Origin of the sequence: Histidinibacterium lentulum (assembly GCF_003789055.1) — a bacterium.
Taxonomy (GTDB): domain Bacteria; phylum Pseudomonadota; class Alphaproteobacteria; order Rhodobacterales; family Rhodobacteraceae; genus Oceanicola; species Oceanicola lentulus.
On sequence record NZ_ML119085.1, the window covers coordinates 180494 to 195773 of the forward strand.

Here is a 15280-nt window from a genome sequence, read left to right on the forward strand (position 1 = left end):
GTGTCAATCTGGCCTGACAATCCTTGACAGAACCCGGCCCCGGTGGGACGACCGGCTGACGCCGCCCGCCCGACGAAAGGCCCCGGAATGACGAAGACCCTCTTGCGCGCCCTCGCCGGTGAAACCCTGCCCACGCCGCCGATCTGGATGATGCGTCAGGCGGGCCGCTACCTGCCGGAGTACCGTGCGACGCGCGCCGAGGCGGGTGACTTCCTGTCGCTCTGCTACAATCCCGACCTCGCCGCCGAGGTGACGCTGCAGCCGATCCGCCGGTACGGCTTCGACGCGGCGATCCTGTTCGCAGATATCCTGCTTCTGCCACAGGCCATGGGGCTCGACCTGTGGTTCGTCACCGGCGAGGGGCCGCGACTCTCGACCGCTACCCGCCCCGCCGAAGTCTCGGCCCTGAAGGGGCCCGACGACATCCACGACACGCTCGGCCCGGTCTACGAGACCGTGGCGATCCTGTCGCGGGAGCTGCCGAGGGAAACCACCCTCATCGGGTTCGCCGGAGCGCCCTGGACCGTGGCAACATACATGATCGCGGGCCGCGGTACGCCCGATCAGGCCCCGGCGCATCAACTGATCGCCGAGGATCGCGCCACTTTCGAGGACCTAATCGACCGTCTCACCGAGGGCACGATCGCCTACCTCTCGCGCCAGGTCGAGGCGGGCGCCGAATGTGTCAAGATCTTCGACAGCTGGGCCGGGTCCCTGACGGGTGACGATTTCGACCGCTACGCCGTGGAACCCGCCCGGCGCATAACGGAGGCGATGAAGGCCCGCCACCCGGGCCTGCCCGTCATCGCCTTCCCGCGTGGCGCCGGAGAGCGCTACGAGGGGCTGCACGCCCGGATCGGCGCCGACTGCATTGCGCTCGACGACGGCGTCAGCGCGCACTGGGCGGCCGCGCATGTCCAGCCGGGGGGCTGCGTGCAAGGCAACCTCGCCTCGTCGCACATGGTCACCGGCGGGGAGACGCTGGTTCACGAAACCCGGGCAATCGTCGACGCGTTCTCCGGCGGGCCGCACATCTTCAATCTGGGCCATGGCATCACCCCTGACGCCGACCCCGAGAACGTCCAGCTCATGATCGACGCCGTGCGCGGCAAGGTCGCGGCCTGACCCCCTCCACGGAACCGGGCCACCGCTGCGCGGTTCGGTCTCCATGACAGCGACCACCGACGTGCCGCCTACCGCCATCGCCGCCCTCCCCCGCCCCGAAACCCGGGAGGGCAGGCCGCGGCATGTGGGCCTCGAACTCGAGTATGCCAACCTCACCGAGGACCGCTCCGCCGACATCGCCCGCGACCTGCTCGGCGGCACGATCCGGCGCGACGGCGCCAACGCGCTGCGCCTCGAGGGCAGCGCCCTCGGTGATCTCAAGCTCTATCTCGACACCGCCTTTCGCGACGAATCCGGTCCACTCGCGCGCGCGGGCCTCGATCTCGCCCGCGCTGTCGTGCCGGTGGAGATCGTGACCCCGCCTTTGCTCCCCGAGGAGATCGCCACCTTCGACCGACTCGTCGCGGCGCTGGCCGAGGCAGGGGCGGAGGGGTCGCGCGAAGGGCTCTTCTTCGGCTTCGGCCTGCACCTCAACCCGGAAATCCGGGGCGATCGTGCCGAGGACATCCTGCCCATCGTCACCGCCTATGCACTGATGGAGGACTGGCTGCGCCTTGGCGAGGACGAGATCGACATCAGCCGCCGCATCCTGCCTTTCTCCGCACCCTATACCCGGTCCTTTCTCGACGCTCTGGCGGCACGGCCCGACTGGGACATGGCCGCTCTGGCCGGGTCGTACCTGGCGCACAATCCCACCCGGAACCGGGGCCTCGACCTTTTGCCGATCCTCGCCTTTTTCGATGAGTCGAAGGTCTCCGAGGCCCTTGGCGGGCTCGGGGCCGTCTCCGCCCGGCCCGCCTTCCATTACCGCCTGCCCGACAGTCGTGTGGGCGAAGCCGGCTGGGCGGTCTCCCGCGAATGGGCGCGCTGGGTGACCGTCGAACGCCTCGCCGCGCGGCCCGATCTTCTGGACCGGCTTTCGGCGGACTGGCTCGACTACCGCGCACGGTTCTTCAGCATCCCGCTGGACTGGCGCGAACATGTCGGCCGCGTCCTGGAGGCGGAGCGGCTGCTGCCATGACCCGGCCCCTCATCGCCGTCACGACCTCGAACCGCTCGGGGTGGCGGATCTTTCCCCTGGTGGCCGGGAACATCCGCCTTGCCGGGGGCAGGGCCCTGCGCTGGGGCGCAGGCCGGCCCGCCGACCTCGATTTCGTGGACGGCGTGATCATCGGCGGCGGCGACGACATCTCTCCCGATCTCTACGGCGGGCTCACGACCACCGCCCGGCTCGATCCCGCGCGAGACCGGCTGGAACGGCGGCTGGTGGAGGGCGCGATGGCGCGCAACCTGCCGGTGCTGGGCATCTGCCGGGGCAGCCAGATGATCAACGTGGCGCTGGGCGGGACGCTCGACCAGGACGCCTACGCGACCTTCACCCGCTCCGACCGGGTCTACACGATCCTGCCGAAAAAGCGCCTGACGATCTGCGACGGCACCCGCCTGATGAAGATCGCGGGCGGGGCGCCGATGCACGTCAACGCGCTCCATTCCCAGGCCGTGAACAAGCTGGGCGATGGCCTGCGTGTCGCCGCCCGCGACCGCGGCGGGATGACCCAGGCGGTGGAGCGAATCCGCGACCCCTTCGCCCTCGGCGTGCAGTGGCATCCCGAGCATCTCTGGTACGCCCGCCGGCAGCGCGCGATCTTCCGCGCCCTCGTCACCGCCGCCCGCGCCTATGCGGACGGAAAGGGACAAGTCACGGAGGTGGCGCGGGACGCCGCGGAAAGCCCCGATCCGTCGGGCAGGGTATTCTGAGCAGGGGTTCGGCGCCTCCGGCGCCGACCCGCGGGAGGCGCCGCCCCCCGCACCCCCGGGAGTATTTCCGGCCAGATGAATGAGAAGGACGGCGCCGGGCCTGACCGTTCAGATCCACTTTGCCATGGGCGGCAGGCTCATGAGCACCGCGTTGGCGTCATGCCCCGTGGCGAGGCCGAATTTCGTGCCGCGGTCGTAGACGAGGTTGTACTCGGCATAGAGACCCCGGTGCACCAGTTGCACGTCCTTGTCCGCCTCGGTCCACGGCGTGTCGCGACGCCGCTCCACCAGCGGCAGGTAGGCCGGCAGGAACGCCCGGCCGATATCCTGCGTCAGGGCGAAATCCGCCGCCCAGTCGCCGGTATTCCGGTCGTCCATGAAGATGCCGCCCACGCCCCGCGCCCGGCCCCGGTGCGGGACGAAGAAATACTCGTCCGCCCAGGCCTTCAGCTCGGCGTAGAGACCTTCGCCATGGGGCGCGAGATGCGCCTTCTGCACGTCGTGGAAATGGGCCGTGTCCTCGGCGTACTCGATGCAGGGATTGAGGTCCGACCCGCCGCCGAACCACCACACGCCCGGGGTCCAGAACATCCGCGTGTTCATGTGGACCGCCGGCGTATGGGGATTCTGCATATGGGCGACAAGGCTGATTCCGCTGGCCCAGAACCGGGGATCGCGGTCCATGCCGGGCACGCCGCGAGCGGCCATGGCCTTCTGCGCGGGCTCGCCCAGCCGGCCGTAGACGGTGGAGACGTTGACCCCGACCTTCTCGAAGACGCGCCCGCCTCGCATCACGCTCATCAGCCCGCCGCCCGCGTCCGATCCGTCGTCGCTGGCGCGGCTGGTCTCGGTGACCTCGAACCGGCCCGATGCCGCCCCGGCGAAGGGGCCGGTGGCCTGCGCATCCTCGAGCGTCTCGAAGGCCGCCACGATCTCGTCGCGCAGCGCGCGAAACCAGCCTGCGGCCTGCGCCTTTTCCTCGGCCATCGACACCGCGTCGGTCTGCACGTTCATGGGGCACTCCTTCGTCCTCTCCAGCACCCCGCTCCTATCACCGCCCCACCGACCCGCAAAGCCGGCGCGGCCGGCTCAGTGCGCCGGTGCGGTGACAGGATCGATCAACGTGCGCCCGCCGTCCACGGTGATCACCTGACCGGTCACGAAGGACGAGGCGTCCGAGGCGAGATACTGCACCGCATCCGAAACCTCCGACGGGGCCGCGATCCGGTTCAGCGGCGTGTGATCCACGATCTCCTCCCGGAAATCCTCGTTCTCCTTCAGCGCCCCCATCAGCGAGGCCGACATGACCGACCCGAAGGCGACCGCATTCACGCGGATCCGCCGTGGCGCCAGCGCGACCGCCAGCGACCGTGTCATCTGGTCCAGCGCCGCGGTCGAGACCGAGTAGGCGAGAAGCTCGGGATGCGTGCGCCGCGCCGCGATGGACGACAGGTTGATGATCGTCCCGGCTGTCCCTTCGGAAATTCCCTCCGACTGCCTCATCATGCGCTTGGCGACGGCCTGGCTCATCCTCAGCGCGGTCATCAGGTTCTGCTGGAGGAGTTCCTCCACCTGGTCGTTCTCGCTGTCGAGCGGGTCGGCAGGAACCATCTGCCGCGAGCCGTTCACGAGGATATCCACCTGGTCGAAGGCATCCACCGTCAGCGACAGCAGGTTGGCGATCGTCAGCCGCTCGCGCAGGTCGCCCGCGAAGATGCGGCAGTTCTCCTCTTCCCGCGCCTGTTCGCCCATCTCCTTCTTCAGATGGCTCTCGTCCATATCGGCGAAGACGACATTCGCGCCCTCGCGGAGGAAATGCCGCCCGATGGCGAGGCCCACGCCATTGGCGGCACCGGTGACGATGGCGGTCTTTCCGGCGATGGAAAAGCTCATGTGACGGGGCCTCTCTGGGAGCGGGCCGGAGCGGGGCGCGGCCGGCGGGCATGGATCAGCTTGTAGCGTGGATCGGCACCGAGGGGCGTCACCTCCGCGAACAGCGCGTCGAGCGCGGCCTCGTAGGGCAGATGGCGATTCGCCACAAGCCAGAGCGACCCATGGGGGGACAGCATCCGCGCCGCTGCGGAGATGAAGGCCCGACCCAGGTCCGGGTCAGGGCGCCGGCCAGGGTGAAACGGCGGATTGCACAGTACCGCACCCGCCGCGGCTTCGGATTTCCAGGTGCGCGCATCGGCCCAGTGAAACCGCGCGCGCGGATCCGCGATATTGCGCCGCGCGGCGTCCAGCGCATCGGCCTCGGCCTCCACCAGATCGACCCTCTCCACGCCCGCCTTTTCCAGCGCCCGCGCGGTGAGATAGCCCCAGCCCGCGCCCAGATCAACGACATGCCCGGGCAGCGTCCCCGGCAGGTGATCCGCCAGCAGCCGCGATCCCGGGTCGACCCCCGCCTCGCTGAAGCCCCCTGCTGCCGTCACGAACCCCTCGGGGCCGGGCCGCGCCGCGGGGCTGCGCCAATCCCCGAAGGCATCGCTCCGAGGGGCGAGAAACGCGCGCCCGTGACCGCGCGTCACCGCCGGCAGCTCGCCCAGCCGGGCCCGCACCGCCTTCCAGAGCGCATCGACGCCGTCCGTCTTCTGCCCGTCCACAAAGACCGGCCCCTGCGCCACGGCGCGCGCGAAGAGGTCCTGCGCAAGCGCCCGCGAGCGCGGCACGATGAGCACGGAGGATGCCGCCTCCGGCCACTCACGTCCCGCCGCATAGCCCCGCGCCGCCCAGGCCTCCACGTCGGGGCGAAAGCCCGACACCACGACCGCCCTCTCCGGGCCGAACGGCAGCTCGAGATCGGCGGGCGGGCGCACCACCGCGACCGCCCCTTCGGGAAGCGCAAGCGGGCCGCTCAAGGCAGCCTCGAGGCGTGGCGCAGCCATCCGCCCGTCCCCGCGCCTATTCCTTTTCCATGGTGCACTGCAGCGGATGCTGGTGGCGCTGCGCGAAATCCATCACCTGCGCCACCTTCGTCTCCGCGATCTCGAAGGAGAACACGCCCACGACCGCCAGGCCCTTCTTGTGCACCGTCAGCATCAGCTCGAAGGCCTGGGCATGGGACATTCCGAAGAACCGTTCCAGCACATGCACGACGAATTCCATCGGCGTGTAGTCGTCATTGAGGATCAGAACCTTGTAGAGCGGCGGCTTCTTCGTCTTCGGACGCGTCTCCAGCTTGACGCCGGTGTCAGACCCACCGCCGTCCTCCTTGTCCGCCATCATGAAGATGTCAGTGGGCATCAGCTGCTCCGGCCTCCGGCTCTCGCGTTGCTCTGTCTCGGCCCCGTAATATATGCGAAGCGCGCTTCAAGGAAAGTGGTTCCCATGTCCCGACCCGCACACGACCCTCCGGTCTGGACCGTGGGCTTCGATGCCGACGATACGCTCTGGCACAACGAGCGCCATTTCCGCCTGACCCAGGACCGCTTCGCCGAACTGCTTGCCGATCACGCCGGACGAGACCATCTCGAAGAGCGACTCCTCGCGGCCGAACGCCGCAACCTCGGACATTACGGCTACGGGGTTAAGGGATTCACCCTGTCCATGATCGAAACCGCGATCGAGGTGACCTCCGGTCGGGTGCCGTCCGAGGTGATCGCCGACATTCTCGCCGCAGGACGCGAGATGCTCTCCCACCCGATCGAGTTGCTGCCCCATGCCCGCGAGGCGGTGGAAGCGCTTGCCGGGCGCGCGCGTCTGATGCTGATCACCAAGGGCGACCTGCTCGACCAGGAGCGCAAGCTGGCGCAATCCGGCCTTGGAGAGCTTTTCGATTCGGTCGAGATCGTCTCGGAAAAGACGGCGCAGACCTACGGCCGGCTCTTTGCCGGCGCGGGACGGGCGATGATGGTCGGCAATTCGCTCCGCTCCGACGTGCTCCCCGCTCTCGAGGCAGGGGCCTGGGCCGTTCATGTTCCGCACGAGATCACATGGGCACTGGAACGGGCCGCCCCGCCCGAGGCGCACCCCCGCTTTCATCGCATCGCCGATCTCGGGGCGCTGCCCGACCTGCTGCGCCGGCTCGGCTGACCGGCACTTTTTCTTCGCTGGCTGCCCTTGTTTCGCCACATTCGCCGATGTTGCGCAGCTGACCCAGAGTCGCCACCAGATCTTCGTGCCCTTCATGAAACAGGTGATGCAAGGCACCTTCATGCGGGGCTTTTTGACGGGGCAAGGTCGTGCTAGCGTTTTGCCATAAGATTGACGTACCCGGCATCAGATCGGGGCGCATGAGGCAGGCACCGGGTCATCCCGGTCGCAGACAAGGGCAGATGACGTGATCGCACGAACTGGGCGCCCCGCCCGAACGGGGATTCTTCTCCTTGCCGTCCTCCTTCTGGCGGCGCTGACACCTCTCATGGGCCGTGCCGCGCCCTGGGCCGCCATGGTCATGGATGCCCGCTCCGGCGAGGTCTACCATTCGGACAATGCCGATACCTCGCTGCATCCGGCGTCGCTGACAAAGATGATGACGCTCTGGGTCGCCTTCGAGGCGGTGGAACGCGGCGAGATCACCCTCGACACGATGGTGACCATCCCGCGCGAGGCCGCGGCCGAACCGCCCTCGAAGCTCGGCCTCGTGGCGGGCCAGCAGATCCGCTTCCGCTACCTGCTGCGCGCCGCCGCCGTCCGCTCCGCCAACGACGCGGCGACCGCGATCGCCTTCGCCGTCTCCGGCTCGGAACAGGCCTTCACCGAGCGCATGACCCGGACCGCCCGCGCCATGGGCATGACCCGGACGACCTTCAAGAACGCCCACGGCCTGACCGAGACCGGCCACATGTCCTCCGCCCGCGACATGACCATCCTCGGGCGGCACATGATCTACGACTGGCCGCAGTACTATAACCTCTTCTCCCGCCGCTCGACCGATGCCGGCGTTGCGACGGTGCAGAACACGAACCGCCGCTTCCTCGACGCCTATGTCGGCGCCGACGGCATCAAGACCGGTTTCACCAACGCCGCGGGCTCCAACCTCGTGGCCTCCGCCGAACGCAATGGTGTGCGGATCGTCGTCACCGTCTTCGGGGCGCCGGGCTCCGCCGCGCGTAACGCCCGGGTGGCAGAACTGATGGACCTTGGCTTCGCCCGCGCGCCGTCCCAGGTGGCCCTGCGCCGTCCGGAACGACCGCCCTATCTCGGCAACGTCGCGGGAGCGACCCGTCTCGCCTCCGCCCCCGTACGTTCTCCAAGGCCGCAAGCCCGGCCCGAGACCGTCTTCGCGGCGAGCAACGCCGAACGCCGCATCGATCCGGACCTGATCGCCGCCGCCGTTGCCGCCGCCGTGGACGCCTCATCCGAATCCACGCCGCGCGAGATCTCGGCCACCCCGCCCGAGCCACGGCCCGAAAGCCTGGTCGTCGAGGCGGCGCTCCAGCCGCCCGTCGAACAGGAGGTGATCGAGCGTCTTTCGACGAACTCCGGCCGCCACTGGGGCATCAACGTGGGCCGTTACGGCTCCCGCTACCGGGCAGAGCGGGTGCTCCTGCGTGTCGCCCTGAACGAGATGTCCACGCTCGACGGCGCGCTGCGGCGCATCAACGAAAGCTCCCATGGCTTCGACGCGAATTTCGTCGGCCTGACGCGCGAGACCGCGGAACTCGCCTGCCGCCGGCTCCAGGCCCGCGGCACCACCTGCTTCATGATCCAGCCGCCCTCCTGAGGCCGCTCCCCGGATTTTCTGGCCGGAAATATCCCGGGGACGCCGCAGGCGGGGGGCAGCGCCCCCTCCCCGGTCGCCGCGCCGTGACGGCGGCGGATCGGCGCGCCGACGGGACGGCGGGCGGGGCGTCTGCGCAGCAGAGCGCCGCACCGCCGGTCACTCCGCCGCGTCGAGCTCCATGAAGGCCGCCTGCATCAGCTCGCGCGTATAGGCCGTCCGCGGCCGGCGGAAGATCTCCTCGGCGGGTCCCGCCTCCACCACGTCGCCCTGCTTCATCACCATCACCCGGTGGCTCAGCGCGCGGACCACCTTCAGGTCGTGGCTGATGAAGAGATAGGCCAGCCGGTGCCGCGCCTGCAGGTCTCGCAACAGCTCCACGATCTGCACCTGCACCGTCATGTCGAGCGCCGAGGTGGGCTCGTCCAGCACCAGAAGCTTCGGGCGCAGGATCATCGCCCGGGCGATGGCGATGCGCTGCCTTTGCCCGCCGGAAAATTCGTGCGGATAGCGGTCCATCATCGCCGGATCGAGCCCCACCTCGGCCATGATTTCCGCAACAAGCACGCGCTTGTCCTCGCCCGTCGAGATGCCGTGCACGTCGAGCCCTTCGGAGATGATCTCCGCCACCGTCATCCGGGGCGACAGCGAGCCGTAAGGGTCCTGGAAGACGATCTGCATGTCGCCCCTGAGCGGTCGCATCTGCCGCTGGCCGAAGCCATGGATATCGCGCCCCATGAACACGATCCGCCCCTCTGACCGGATCAGCCGCATCACGGCGAGCGCCAGCGTGGTCTTGCCCGATCCGCTCTCGCCCACGATGCCCACGGTCTCGCCCGCCCGGACCTCCAGCGTCGCATCGTTCACCGCCTTGATATGGCCCACGGTGCGCTTCAGCAGTCCGCGATGGATCGGGAACCAGATGCGCAGCTTCTCCACCGCCGCGATCACCTGGGCATCGCCCGGCACCGGCAGGGGCGCGCCCGTGCTCTCCGCGGACAGTAGCTTGATCGTGTAGGGATGCTGCGGCCGCTCGAAGATCTCCTCGACCGGCCCCTGCTCCACGATCTCGCCGTCCTTCATCACGCAGACCCTGTCCGCGATCTGTCGCACGATGGTCAGGTCGTGGGTGATGAAGAGAAGCGACAGCTTCGTGCGCTCCTTCAGCTCCGCCAGCAGGTTCAGGATCTGAGCCTGGATCGTGACGTCGAGCGCCGTCGTCGGCTCGTCGGCGATCAGAAGCTGCGGATCGTTGGCCAGCGCCATGGCGATCATCACCCGCTGCCGCTGTCCGCCCGACAACTGGTGCGGATAGGCGCCGAGCCGGGTCTCGGGATCGCGGATGCCCACCTGGTGCAGCAGCTCGAGGATACGAACGCGCACCGCCTCGCCCCTCAGCCCCTGATGCAGCTCGATCGATTCCCTCAGCTGCTTTTCCAGCGTGTGCAGCGGATTGAGCGATGTCATCGGCTCCTGAAAGATGAAGCTGATGTCGTTGCCCCGGATACCGCGCAAGGTCCGCTCGTCGGCGCCCAGCATCTCGGTGCCCTCGTATCGCACCGTGCCCGACAGCTCTGCATTGTCGCCCAGGAGCCGCACGGTGGACAGCGCCGTGACCGACTTCCCCGAACCGCTTTCCCCCACGAGCGCCACGGTCTCGCCGCGCCCCACGTCAAAGCTCACGCCTTTGACCGCGGGCGTCATCACCCCCTCCTGGCGGAACCGCACCTGCAACCCGCGCACCTGGAGAATGGGATCGCTCATTCGCCGGGCCGCGTTCTGGCCTGCTGCGCCGCCTCGGGCGCCGGCTTTGCGCCGGGCGCCACCTGCTCGACCTTCGCCTCGCCCGAGAAGGTCTTTCTCGGGTCGAAGGCGTCCCGCACGCCCTCGAAGACGAAGACCAGCAGCGACAGCATGATCGCGAAGGTAAAGAAGGCCGTGAAGCCGAGCCAGGGCGCCTGCAGGTTCTGCTTGGCCTGAAGCGTCAGTTCCCCGAGGGAGGGCGCCGAGGAGGGCAGCCCGAACCCGAGGAAGTCGAGCGAGGCAAGGGTCGCGATGGCCCCGGTGACGAGGAAGGGCAGCATGGTGATCGTCGCCACCATGGCGTTGGGCAGCATGTGGCGGAACATGATCGTCATGTTGCCCACGCCCAGCGCCTTCGCCGCGCGCACATACTCGAAATTCCGCGCGCGCAGGAACTCTGCCCGGACGACGCCCACAAGCGCGGGCCAGCCGAAGAGCACCGTCAGGAACACCAGCAACCAGAAACTTCGCCCCAGGATCGCGAAGACGATGATGATGACGTAAAGGCTTGGGATGCCGGTCCAGATCTCGATGAACCGCTGGAACAAGAGGTCCGTCCAGCCGCCGAAATAGCCCTGCACCGCCCCCGCGACGATCCCGATGAGCGAGGCCGCCACCGTCACGATCAGCGCGAAGGTGATGCTCAGCCGGAAGCCGTAGATGACCCGCGCGGCGACGTCGCGTTTGGTATCGTCGGTGCCGAGCCAGTTGGTCGGAGAGGGCGGAGAGGGCGCGACTCCGGGAATGTCCACGATGGTGTCATAGCTGAACGGGATGATCGGCCAGACGGCCCAGCCCTTAACGAACTCCGGATCGTCGATGGCATCCGCCTCGGCGAGCTCGATGGTGCCCTCGGGGTCGTCGAAACACAGGTCCGCCAGCCCGCCGGTGACGATCAGACACGCCACCTCCACGTCCTTGTAGGCCGCCTCCGTCCGGAAATCGCCTCCGAAATCCTGCTCCGCATAGAACTGGAAAATCGGCATCCTCAGGTCGCCGCGATAGCTCACCAGCACCGGCTTGTCGTTCGCGATGAACTCCGCAAGGAGCGACAGCCCGAACAGCACGGCGAAGATCCAGAACGACCAGACCGCCCGACGGTTGCGGCGAAAGTTGTTCAGTCGCCGCTGATTCAGCGGCGACAGCCAGCGCCTGCGGCGCTCCGGCGGGGCGGGGGCCAGGACCTCGGTCATCCGCGCGCCTCGAAGTCGATCCGCGGGTCGATCAGCACATAGGTCAGGTCCGTCAGGATACCGACGACAAGCCCGATCAGCGAAAAGGCGAAGAGCGTTCCGAAGACCACCGGATAATCCCGCGCAACCGCCGCCTCGAACCCGAGCCGGCCCAGCCCGTCGAGGGAGAAGAGCGTCTCGATGATCAGGCTGCCCCCGAAGAACACCCCGATGAACAGCGCCGGAAACCCCGAGATCACGATCAGCATCGCGTTGCGGAAGACGTGCCCGTAGAGAACCCGGCTTTCGGTCAGTCCCTTGGCGCGAGCCGTCATCACGTACTGTTTCTTGATCTCGTCGAGGAAGCTGTTCTTGGTCAGCAGCGTCAGTGTGGCAAAGGCCGAAATGGTCGAGGCCAGCACCGGCAGCGTGATGTGCCAGAAGTAATCCGCGATCTTCATGAAGAACGACAGGTCTTCCCAGTTGTCGCTGGTCAGCCCTCTCAGCGGGAAGATGCGGAAATAGCTGCCCCCCGCGAACAGCACGATCAGCAGGATCGCGAACAGGAACCCCGGGATCGCGTAGCCCACGATGATCGCGCCGCTCGTCCAGGTATCGAAGGGCGTCCCGTCGCGCACCGCCTTCCTGATCCCCAGGGGAATGGACACCAGATAGGCGATCAGCGTCGACCACAGGCCAAGGGTGATCGACACCGGCATCTTCTCCAGCACCAGGTCAACAACCGCGATGTTTCGGAAATAGCTCTCCCCGAAATCGAACCGGACATAGTCCCACATCATGTTGAGGAACCGCTCCAGCGGCGGCCTGTCGAAGCCGAACTCCCGCTCCAGCTCCGCGATGAACTCCGCCGGCAGGCCCTGGGCGCCCAAGTACTCGGTGTTGCCCTCGCTCATGACCTCCGAGCCGCCGCCCGAAAAGCTCTCGAACACGTCCCCGCCGCCCTCGAGCCGCGCGAGGATCTGTTCGATCGGCCCGCCGGGCACGAACTGGATCAGCGCGAAGTTGAGGATCATGATCCCGAGCAGCGTCGGGATCACGAGCAACAGCCGCCTTATGATATAGGCGCCCACGTCAGCTCCTTACCGGCGGAACGCGCCCGCGGCGCGCAATTCCTCGGCCCTCTCGGCGTCGTACCACCAGAAATCGAACTGGCCGAGAGCATAGGGCGGCATGTCCTCGGGATGGCGGAACATGTCGTAGTAGGAGACCCAATGCTGGTCGTTGAACCACTGCGGGACCTCGAAATGCAGGCTCCGCAGAACCCGGTCCAGCGACCGCGTCGCGGATTCCAGCTCTTCCAGCGTCTCCGCGCCGACGACCTGCGGAATGATCCGGTCCACCGCCTCGTTCCTGAGACGCTGGATGTTGCGGCTGCTCTCCCCGGCCGTCTCCGACCCGAACCACTGGAAGAGCACCTGGCCGGGCTCCAGCGTCATGGAAAAGCCCGCGTTCGTCAGGTCGAAATCGCCTGACAGCCGCCGCTCCTGGTAGGTCGACAGGTCCACCCGCTCCAGCCGCGCGTCGATGCCGAGGAGGCGCAGGTTCTCGATATAGGGGTTCACGATCCGGTCGAACTGCGGGCTGAATTGCAGGATCACCAGGTCCAGCACCTGGCCGTCCTTTTCGAAGAACCCGCTGTCGCCCACGGTCCAGCCTGCCTCTTCCAGCAGGCCCGCGGCGCGGCGCAGATTGCTGCGCGGCACCCGGTTCTCCGCGACAGTCGCAACCGCCGGCATCACCGCCTCTTCCGTCAGGATGCTCTCGTCGAGCAGCCCCTCGGCCACAAGCGGCTCGAGGATCGCCAGCTCGCCCTCCGTTGGCGCACCCACCGCGGCGAGATCGGTATTCACCCAGAACGAGCTTGGCCGCTCATAGAGCCCGTAGAACAGCGTCTCGTTGGTCCATTCGAAATTGAACATCTGCTCGACGGCTTGCCGGACACGGATGTCCTGCCACTTCTCCTTGTCGAGCTGGAAGACGAAGGCCTGACGCGTGCCCACGTTGCCGTCCGGAATCGTCTCCGTCACGACCCAGCCCCGGTTGATGGCCGGGAAATCATAGCCCGTTGCCCAGATCAGCGAGGAGTTCTCCGTGCGGAAGGTGTATTCGCCCGCCTTGAAGGCCTCGAATGCGGCCGAGGCATCGGCGAAATACTCCACCCGGATCGTCTCGAAATTATTTCGCCCGACACTCCAGTTCAGTTCCCGCGCCCAGTAATCGTGGTTGTAGCGGTACACCACGTCACGGTTGTAGTCGAAACTGTCGAGCACATAGGCCCCGGTCGACATCAACGGCGACTCCGTCGGCTCGTCGAGCCGGTAGCCGTTCTCCTCGAACCACGCCTGGTTCAGGATCGGCGTGCCGCCCGCAAAGGAGATCCGGTCCCGGACCGGCGCCTCGTCGGTGAAGCGGAACGTGATCGTGTGGTCATCGGGCGTTTCGATGCTGTCGATCCAGGCGGATCGCACCAGACGGAACTCCGGAATGCCCTGCTCGAGAAAGAGCTCGGTCGAATACCTCACATCCTGCGACGTTACCGGCGTGCCGTCCGAGAATGTCACGTCATCGCGGAGATTGAAGGTCACGTAGGAGATATCCTCGGGATACTCCATCGTCGTGCACATGAAGCAATAGAGCGCATAGGGGTCGTCGGCAGTGGACGTCAGCACCGCTTCGCTTCCGATGGTGGCAAGGCTCGCCGACACGCCCGCGAACGCATAGGGATTGAAGCTGTCGAAGGTCCCCTGCGCCCAGGTCGAAATCTCCCCGCCCTTGGGCGCGTCCGGGTTTACATAGGCCAGATGCTCGAAGTCGGGCCCGTAGACCGGCTCGCCGAAGTTGGCATAGGCATGGGTGACCGTGACCCCGTCCTGGGCCCGCACCATGCCCGCCGCAATGGCGGCAATGGCGGTACAGAGCCCCAGGGCGGTCCATATCGACCGCGACCGCCGATCCTCGCGGGACGAATGTGGGGCAAGGGCAACGGCGGCAGACGCGGCGGGACGGCGATGGGTCATGGCGCTCTCCTCTTTGCACGCGCGCCTTCGGTCATAGGCGGTCCGGGCGCACCTTTCCTTCAGATGTAGCTAAAGTTGCGCATGTCGAACATGCAAGGCGCGAAAACGTCAGCTCTCCGTGAGCCGCGCCGCCGCAATGCGAAAGGCCGCCCGACCGGGCGGCCCTGCTGCAATCCTCATCGGCCCCGCTGCGCGGCCGTTTCCCGTCAGTCGTCGAGGCTGTCGAGATAGGCGATCAGGTTCGCCCGGTCGCCGACCCGCCGCATTCCGTTGTAGCCCATCGACGTACCCGGCGCCCAGCCCGACGGGTCCTCGAGAAAGGCATTCAGGTTCTCGGGGCTCCAGACATCGGCCTTTTCCTGCAAGGCGCCAGAGTAGTTGAAACCGTCCACGGCGGCGATCTCGCGTCCGACGACCCCATGCAGATAGGGCCCGGTGCCGTTCACCCCCTGCTCCGTGGCATGACAGGCTTGGCAGTTCCGCCACAGCGCCTCACCCGCGGCGGCATCGGCGGAAGCGAAGACCTCCTCGAAGCTCGGCCCTTCCTCGACCGGCTCGTCCGACACTTCATCGCCCTCCACCGGAATGATGTAGGCCTGCTCCGGATGGTAGTGGCCGTAGGAGCCGTAGATCGCCGAGGAAGCCCAGCTGCCCAGCAGGAAGATCAGGAGAGCTCCGCAGAATCCGCCCAACAGCTTCGTAAGCGTCATTGTGTCGAACAT

The 15280-nt window shown here is 67.3% G+C and carries 14 protein-coding genes; 5 read left to right on the plus strand and 9 right to left on the minus strand.

All coding sequences use genetic code 11. From position 1 onward, the window contains the following. Positions 1-87 precede the first annotated feature (87 nt). From hemE to EAT49_RS11675, 3 genes are read left to right on the plus strand one after another with little or no spacing between them, the layout of a single operon-like run. Positions 88-1125, plus strand: coding sequence for a uroporphyrinogen decarboxylase (gene hemE / locus EAT49_RS11665; protein WP_123642503.1), 1038 nt, complete (start codon positions 88-90; stop codon positions 1123-1125). 43 nt (positions 1126-1168) lie between these two features. Next, positions 1169-2146 carry an amidoligase family protein gene (locus EAT49_RS11670; RefSeq protein WP_123642504.1) on the plus strand — a complete coding sequence of 326 codons (978 nt, stop codon included), beginning with the start codon at positions 1169-1171 and terminating at the stop codon, positions 2144-2146. Then, complete coding sequence (locus tag EAT49_RS11675) at positions 2143-2883, plus strand: gamma-glutamyl-gamma-aminobutyrate hydrolase family protein (protein ID WP_123642505.1); 741 nt, start codon at positions 2143-2145, stop codon at positions 2881-2883. The genes EAT49_RS11670 and EAT49_RS11675 overlap by 4 nt, the downstream gene beginning before the upstream one ends. A gap of 108 nt (positions 2884-2991) precedes the next feature. Here EAT49_RS11675 and hemF read toward each other — a convergent pair whose 3' ends face one another. From hemF to clpS, 4 genes are all read right to left on the minus strand, one after another. Continuing rightward, entirely contained in the window at positions 2992-3897 is a 906-nt protein-coding gene (gene hemF / locus EAT49_RS11680; protein WP_246003834.1) for an oxygen-dependent coproporphyrinogen oxidase, read from the minus strand. Positions 3898-3972: 75 nt separating this feature from the next. Next, on the minus strand, positions 3973-4776 hold the full coding sequence (locus tag EAT49_RS11685; RefSeq protein ID WP_123642506.1) for an SDR family NAD(P)-dependent oxidoreductase: 804 nt from the start codon (positions 4774-4776) through the stop codon (positions 3973-3975). Further along, a complete protein-coding gene (locus tag EAT49_RS11690) occupies positions 4773-5768 on the minus strand; it encodes a class I SAM-dependent methyltransferase (RefSeq protein WP_123642507.1) in 996 nt (331 codons plus the stop codon). The genes EAT49_RS11685 and EAT49_RS11690 overlap by 4 nt, the downstream gene beginning before the upstream one ends. A 16-nt stretch (positions 5769-5784) precedes the next feature. After that, on the minus strand, positions 5785-6126 hold the full coding sequence (gene clpS, locus EAT49_RS11695) for an ATP-dependent Clp protease adapter ClpS (RefSeq protein WP_425459524.1): 342 nt from the start codon (positions 6124-6126) through the stop codon (positions 5785-5787). Between the two features lie 84 nt (positions 6127-6210). Between clpS and EAT49_RS11700 the strand changes: the two genes are divergently transcribed. Together EAT49_RS11700 and EAT49_RS11705 are read left to right on the plus strand one after the other, a co-directional pair. Beyond that, positions 6211-6915, plus strand: a complete 705-nt coding sequence (locus tag EAT49_RS11700; protein ID WP_123642508.1) for an HAD family hydrolase — start codon at positions 6211-6213, stop codon at positions 6913-6915. Positions 6916-7243: 328 nt separating this feature from the next. Continuing rightward, entirely contained in the window at positions 7244-8548 is a 1305-nt protein-coding gene (locus EAT49_RS11705; protein WP_123642509.1) for a D-alanyl-D-alanine carboxypeptidase family protein, read from the plus strand. 156 nt (positions 8549-8704) lie between these two features. Here EAT49_RS11705 and EAT49_RS11710 read toward each other — a convergent pair whose 3' ends face one another. From EAT49_RS11710 to EAT49_RS11730, 5 genes are all read right to left on the minus strand, one after another. Then, positions 8705-10309, minus strand: a complete 1605-nt coding sequence (locus EAT49_RS11710) for an ABC transporter ATP-binding protein (protein ID WP_123642510.1) — start codon at positions 10307-10309, stop codon at positions 8705-8707. After that, entirely contained in the window at positions 10306-11541 is a 1236-nt protein-coding gene (locus tag EAT49_RS11715; protein WP_123642511.1) for an ABC transporter permease, read from the minus strand. Before EAT49_RS11715 ends, EAT49_RS11710 begins: the two co-directional genes overlap by 4 nt. Next, a complete protein-coding gene (locus EAT49_RS11720) occupies positions 11538-12611 on the minus strand; it encodes a microcin C ABC transporter permease YejB (protein ID WP_123642512.1) in 1074 nt (357 codons plus the stop codon). Before EAT49_RS11720 ends, EAT49_RS11715 begins: the two co-directional genes overlap by 4 nt. Before the next feature lie 9 nt (positions 12612-12620). After that, positions 12621-14558, minus strand: a complete 1938-nt coding sequence (locus EAT49_RS11725; protein WP_123642513.1) for an extracellular solute-binding protein — start codon at positions 14556-14558, stop codon at positions 12621-12623. 206 nt (positions 14559-14764) lie between these two features. Then, a complete protein-coding gene (locus EAT49_RS11730; RefSeq protein WP_123642514.1) occupies positions 14765-15280 on the minus strand; it encodes a c-type cytochrome in 516 nt (171 codons plus the stop codon).

Excerpts from the sequence above, each read along its gene's own strand:
- hemE (WP_123642503.1), top strand. The coding sequence starts at position 88 with ATGACGAAGACCCTCTTGCGCGCCCTCGCCGGTGAAACCCTGCCCACG.
- EAT49_RS11670 (WP_123642504.1), top strand. The coding sequence starts at position 1,169 with ATGACAGCGACCACCGACGTGCCGCCTACCGCCATCGCCGCCCTCCCC.
- EAT49_RS11675 (WP_123642505.1), top strand. The coding sequence starts at position 2,143 with ATGACCCGGCCCCTCATCGCCGTCACGACCTCGAACCGCTCGGGGTGG.
- hemF (WP_246003834.1), bottom strand. The coding sequence starts at position 3,897 with ATGAACGTGCAGACCGACGCGGTGTCGATGGCCGAGGAAAAGGCGCAG.
- EAT49_RS11685 (WP_123642506.1), bottom strand. The coding sequence starts at position 4,776 with ATGAGCTTTTCCATCGCCGGAAAGACCGCCATCGTCACCGGTGCCGCC.
- EAT49_RS11690 (WP_123642507.1), bottom strand. The coding sequence starts at position 5,768 with ATGGCTGCGCCACGCCTCGAGGCTGCCTTGAGCGGCCCGCTTGCGCTT.
- clpS (WP_425459524.1), bottom strand. The coding sequence starts at position 6,126 with ATGCCCACTGACATCTTCATGATGGCGGACAAGGAGGACGGCGGTGGG.
- EAT49_RS11700 (WP_123642508.1), top strand. The coding sequence starts at position 6,211 with ATGTCCCGACCCGCACACGACCCTCCGGTCTGGACCGTGGGCTTCGAT.
- EAT49_RS11705 (WP_123642509.1), top strand. The coding sequence starts at position 7,244 with ATGGGCCGTGCCGCGCCCTGGGCCGCCATGGTCATGGATGCCCGCTCC.
- EAT49_RS11710 (WP_123642510.1), bottom strand. The coding sequence starts at position 10,309 with ATGAGCGATCCCATTCTCCAGGTGCGCGGGTTGCAGGTGCGGTTCCGC.
- EAT49_RS11715 (WP_123642511.1), bottom strand. The coding sequence starts at position 11,541 with ATGACCGAGGTCCTGGCCCCCGCCCCGCCGGAGCGCCGCAGGCGCTGG.
- EAT49_RS11725 (WP_123642513.1), bottom strand. The coding sequence starts at position 14,558 with ATGACCCATCGCCGTCCCGCCGCGTCTGCCGCCGTTGCCCTTGCCCCA.
- EAT49_RS11730 (WP_123642514.1), bottom strand. The coding sequence starts at position 15,280 with ATGTTCGACACAATGACGCTTACGAAGCTGTTGGGCGGATTCTGCGGA.